The 4,600-nt window shown below is 73.4% G+C and carries 3 protein-coding genes; 1 reads left to right on the forward strand and 2 read right to left on the reverse strand.

Annotation, left to right across the window (positions count from 1 at the left end; genetic code table 11):
* Positions 1-288: 288 nt before the first annotated feature.
* Complete coding sequence (locus tag AB0K09_RS30010) at positions 289-2,142, forward strand: APC family permease (protein ID WP_366068559.1); 1,854 nt, start codon at positions 289-291, stop codon at positions 2,140-2,142.
* A gap of 77 nt (positions 2,143-2,219) precedes the next feature.
* On the opposite strand, the gene AB0K09_RS30015 is transcribed toward AB0K09_RS30010, so the two are convergent.
* Both AB0K09_RS30015 and AB0K09_RS30020 read right to left on the reverse strand, forming a co-directional pair.
* On the reverse strand, positions 2,220-3,062 hold the full coding sequence (locus AB0K09_RS30015) for a methyltransferase domain-containing protein (protein ID WP_366068560.1): 843 nt from the start codon (positions 3,060-3,062) through the stop codon (positions 2,220-2,222).
* A 60-nt stretch (positions 3,063-3,122) separates the two neighbouring features.
* Entirely contained in the window at positions 3,123-4,229 is a 1,107-nt protein-coding gene (locus tag AB0K09_RS30020) for a helix-turn-helix domain-containing protein (protein WP_366068561.1), read from the reverse strand.
* Positions 4,230-4,600: the final 371 nt, after the last annotated feature.

Raw genomic sequence — 4,600 nt, forward strand, 5'->3', positions numbered from 1 at the left:
CCGCCCGCGCCTCGCGGCGCCAGCCCCGGTCCCGGGCGCGTACGCCGCCGGCGGCCGTGCGGCCGTACCCGACCGATGCCGATTGCATGCTCGTGACGCTAGGCCCGCCCCGCCGGCGAATCGCCCTGTTTTGACGGCCCGCTGACGACCCTTGGCACAAGCCTGACGCCCCGCGCCAAGAACCCGTCAAGATCTCGCCGCACCACGCCAAGACGCCGTCAAGAACGCTCGTCACCCCGCCCCGGCCGACCGCACGCTGGCCTCCGACACCACGGAGGTACGCAAGACATGTCCATGCAGGCCAATACGGACGAACGGGCCCCCGGGGAAACCGGGGAACCGCCGGATACCGGCGCCGCGCGCCCCGCCGCCGAGGAGCGGCACAGGCTGACCGCCCTCCAGGGGCTCGCGGCCCTGTCGCTCGACGCGATGGCGTCGGTGGCGTACGGGCCCGAGGCGATCGTGCTGGTGCTGGCGGCCGCCGGGGCGCACGGCCTCGGGTTCACGCTGCCGGTGACGCTGGCGATCGCGACGCTGCTGGCCGTGCTCGTCGCCTCCTACCGGCAGGTCATCGCGGCGTTCCCGGACGGCGGCGGCTCGTACGCGGTGGCCCGGCGGCATCTGGGCCGGCGGACGAGCCTGGTCACCGCCGCGTCCCTGGTCCTGGACTACGTACTGAACGTGGCCGTCTCGGTCACCGCCGGTGTCGCCGCGCTGACGTCGGCCTTCCCCTCCCTCCACGACGACCGGCTGTGGATCTGCCTGGGCGTCCTGGCGCTGGTCACCGGCGTGAACCTGCGGGGCATCGCCGAGTCGGCGAAGGTCTTCATCGTGCCGACGGCGATATTCGTCGGCTCCGTCCTCGCCCTGATCGTCGCGGGGCTCCTCCGTGACGAGCCGGCGAGCACCGAGGCCGCCGCCGGGCACGCCTCCGCCCTCGCGGACGACGCGACGACCGTCGGCGCACTGCTCCTCCTCAAGGCGTTCGCGGCCGGCTGCTCCGCGCTCACCGGCGTCGAGGCCGTCGCCAACGCCGTGCCCGCCTTCCGCGCGCCGGCCCGCCGCCGCGCGCAGCGCACCGAGGTGGCACTGGGTGCCCTGCTGGGTGTGATGCTGATCGGGCTGTCGGTGCTCATCGGCCGCTTCCACCTCCAGCCGGTCGAGGGCGTGACCGTCCTTGCCCAGCTCGCGGACGCCGCGCTCGGCCACAACTGGGCCTTCTTCGTGGTGCAGTTCGCGACGGTGGTGCTGCTGGCGCTGGCCGCCAACACGTCCTTCGGCGGGCTCCCGGTGCTGATGGCCCTGCTGGCGCGGGACAACTACCTGCCGCACGTCTTCGGTCTGAAGGCGGACCGCCAGGTGCACCGTCACGGCGTGCTGGCCCTCGCCGCCGTCTCGGCGCTGCTGCTGGTCTTCTCCGGCGGCGACGTCAACACGCTCGTACCGCTGTTCGCGATCGGGGTGTTCGTCGGCTTCACCATCTGCCAGGTCGGCATGGTCGTCCACTGGCGGCAGGAACGTTCCCCCGGCCGGCGCGGAAAGGCGCTCCTCAACGGCTTCGGCGCGCTGCTCACCGGGGTCTCGGCGGTGGTGGTCACGGCCACCAGGTTCCTGGACGGCGCCTGGCTGATCGTCCTCGCGCTCCCCCTGCTGGTGCTGGTCTTCGAGGCGGTGCACCGGGCGTACGGGCGGATCGGGGAGCGGCTGGAGCTGGGCCGGGTGCCCGAGCCGCCGCACCGCTGCCACTCCGTGGTGGTCGTACCGGTCTCGTCGCTGTCGCGGCTGACGAGCCAGGCGCTGACCGCCGCCGTCTCGCTCGGCGACGAGGTGGTGGCCGTCACCGTCACCGACCCGGAGACGGAGTCGCTGCGCCGCGACTGGGAGCTGTGGAACCCGGGCGTCGACCTGGTGGAACTCCCCGCACCCACCCGCGCCGCCCTCGGCCGGCCGATCGTGGAGTACGTCCGTGAACTGTCCGGCCGGCACCCCGGCGACCGCGTCACCGTGCTCATCCCCGAGGTCGAGCCCGCCCGCCTGTGGCAGCGGCTGCTGCAGAACCAGCGCGGCGCGGTGGTGGCCCACGCGGTGCGCCGGGACACGGACGCGGTGATCTGCCGGCTCCGCTTCCGCGTGGCGGGCTGACGGGCCGGGCTCCCGGGCCCGTGAACCGGTCAGCCCGTCAGGCGGTCGGCCCGTCAGGCAGTCAAGCGGTCAGCCGGTCAGGCGCGGCGTGCCGCGAAGGTGCCCCACCTCAGGTGTCCCTTGCGGCACGCCGCCGACCACAGCGGCAGGTTCTCGCGCAGCCGGGCCCGGTAGCCGTCGCTGACCGCCCCCGCCAGGCCCGGCCCGTCGCGTCCGACCTCCTCCTCCAGGCGCAGGTAGTGCGTGAGCATGTGCTCGCTGAGGTCGTCGAACTCCACGTCCGTCAGGCCCAGTCCGGGCAGCAGCCCGTGGTAGAAGGCGGGCGTGGCGAGGTCGGCGACGGTCAGGCGCTCCTCCAGGGGACGCAGCTCTGCGGCCGGGGCGTCCTCCGCGGCCATGATGTCGGTGAACAGCAGCCGGCCGCCCGGCCTGAGGACCCGGGCCGCCTCCCGCAGCGTCAGCGCCCGGTCGCCGCTGTGGCAGAGGGCCTCCTGCGACCAGACCACGTCGAAGCGGGCGCCGGGGGACGGGATCTCGTTGAAGGAGCCGGTGACGACCTCGATCAGGTGGTCGAGGCCGCGCTCGGCGTTGAGTTCGCGGTGCCGGCGGTTCTGCACCTCGCTGATGTTGAGGGCCACCACCCGGCAGCCGAACCGCCCGGCCAGACGGCGGGCCGCTCCCCCGTAGCCGGACCCGAGGTCGAGCACCGTGCTGCCGGGGCCGAGGACGTCCGCCGCCTTTGCCGCCAGATGGTCGACCGTCCGCCCGGAGGCCGCCCCGACCGCCTCGCGCTCGTGCTCGTACAGCCCGACGTGGATGTCCTCGCCACCCCACGCGTGCGCGTAGAAGCCGTCGACGTCACCGGTGTCGTAGTAGGCGCGTGCCACATCGGCGGCGCGCCGCGCTTGGTTCTCCGTCATGCCCCCATGCCTCGGCAGTACCAGCCCGGCGCAAACACCGTCGCGCCGGGCCGGTCGCCGTCAGCCGCCGGAGGACCGCAGCATCGTGGCCGAATGCGAGCGCTCCGGGAGCGCGGACTGCCCCGCGCGCGCCTTGTGCCCGCCGCCGAAGCCGGCGGCGTGCCCGCCATGACCACTCCCGTGGCCGCCACCATGACCGCCGCCGTGACCGCCGCGCAGCAGCGCGGCGCCCAGGGGCGTCAGCGTGTGCATCACGGCGCTGCCGTGCCGCAGGGTGAGCACCAGGCCGGCCTCGCGCAGCACGCCCGCGTGCTGGCTGGCCGAGGCCGCCGACACGCCCACGCGGCGGGCCAGTTCGCTGGTGGTGCAGCCGCCGCCGATGGATCCCAGCACCGCCGAGCGGGTGTGGCCGACCAGTTTGCCCAGCGAACGGGGGGCCGCCGGCACGACGGGCGCGGACTCCGACATGTGCCGGGCCGGATAGACCAGTACGGGCGTCAGCTCCGGGTTCTGCAGCGCCACCGGCGTGCGGCGGCAGAAGAACGACGGGACGAGCAGCAGCCCGCGGCCGTTGAGGTGCAGGTCGCGATCCACCGGGTAGTCGGCCTCCAGGACCGGCGCCCGCCAGCGCATCGAGGGCGGCAGCGAGGAGAGCAGGGCGTCCGCCCCGCCGTCCAGCAGCGCCCGGCCGCGCACCGCGCGGTCCGCCTCGATCTGCGCCTGGATGTGGCCCCAGTAGGGGGCGATGGCCGCCTGGTGGTACGCGTGCAGGGCGCCGATGAGCTTGCCGAACGCCCGGGCGTCGCCCTCGGCGAGCGATCGTATCCAAGCGGGCAGGGTCCGGACCGTGGACAGCCGGCTCAGCTCGTCGTGCACCCGCTCGGCCGGGGTGGCCCGCAGCGCCTGTATGCCGGACTCGAGTCCGAGCACTCCCTCGGGCGGGGTGAGGAAGTCCGGGAAATACCCCCGGGAGGGTACCAGCGGCGCGAGAAGCCGCGTTTCACCATTCAACCGAGTCCGGGTTTCCGACCGCCAATCACCGTAGATCGACTCGCCTTGTTTGTCCCGGAGCCGGTGCAGGCTCAATACGGTTTCCCAGAGCACGTCCGGGTCGCCGGCCAGGCGCAACCGGGCCAGATCGAGTCCAGTGAAATGGACACGCAGCACCAAACCCCCACATGAGACATCCGCAGCCACCCCCCGCTCACCGAGTATGCACACCGATACGTGCTGTTACCACGCCCTTTTGGCCACAGTTGAAAGGACTCGCGGCGAACATCGCAGAAGCGAAATGCTATTCACGCACTCAGGGCCGCTCCCGCTCGTTCCCGTGGGGGGTGGCGAGCGAATACGCGGCCGCTGAGTATGCGAGTTGCCGCCCGAGCCGATGCGGGCGGCAACAACTCCCGGTGGGGGAGTAAAGAGGGGCGGCGCTCCCGCACGGGCGCCGCCCCTTCGCCATCCGGCGAGGCCTCCCGGGGCAACCCCGGGGTACGGCCCCCGTAACGTGCGGGTTACCACCCGCCGAGTCGCACCCC

Source organism: Streptomyces sp. NPDC049577, assembly GCF_040675635.1.
Taxonomy (GTDB): Bacteria; Actinomycetota; Actinomycetes; order Streptomycetales; family Streptomycetaceae; genus Streptomyces.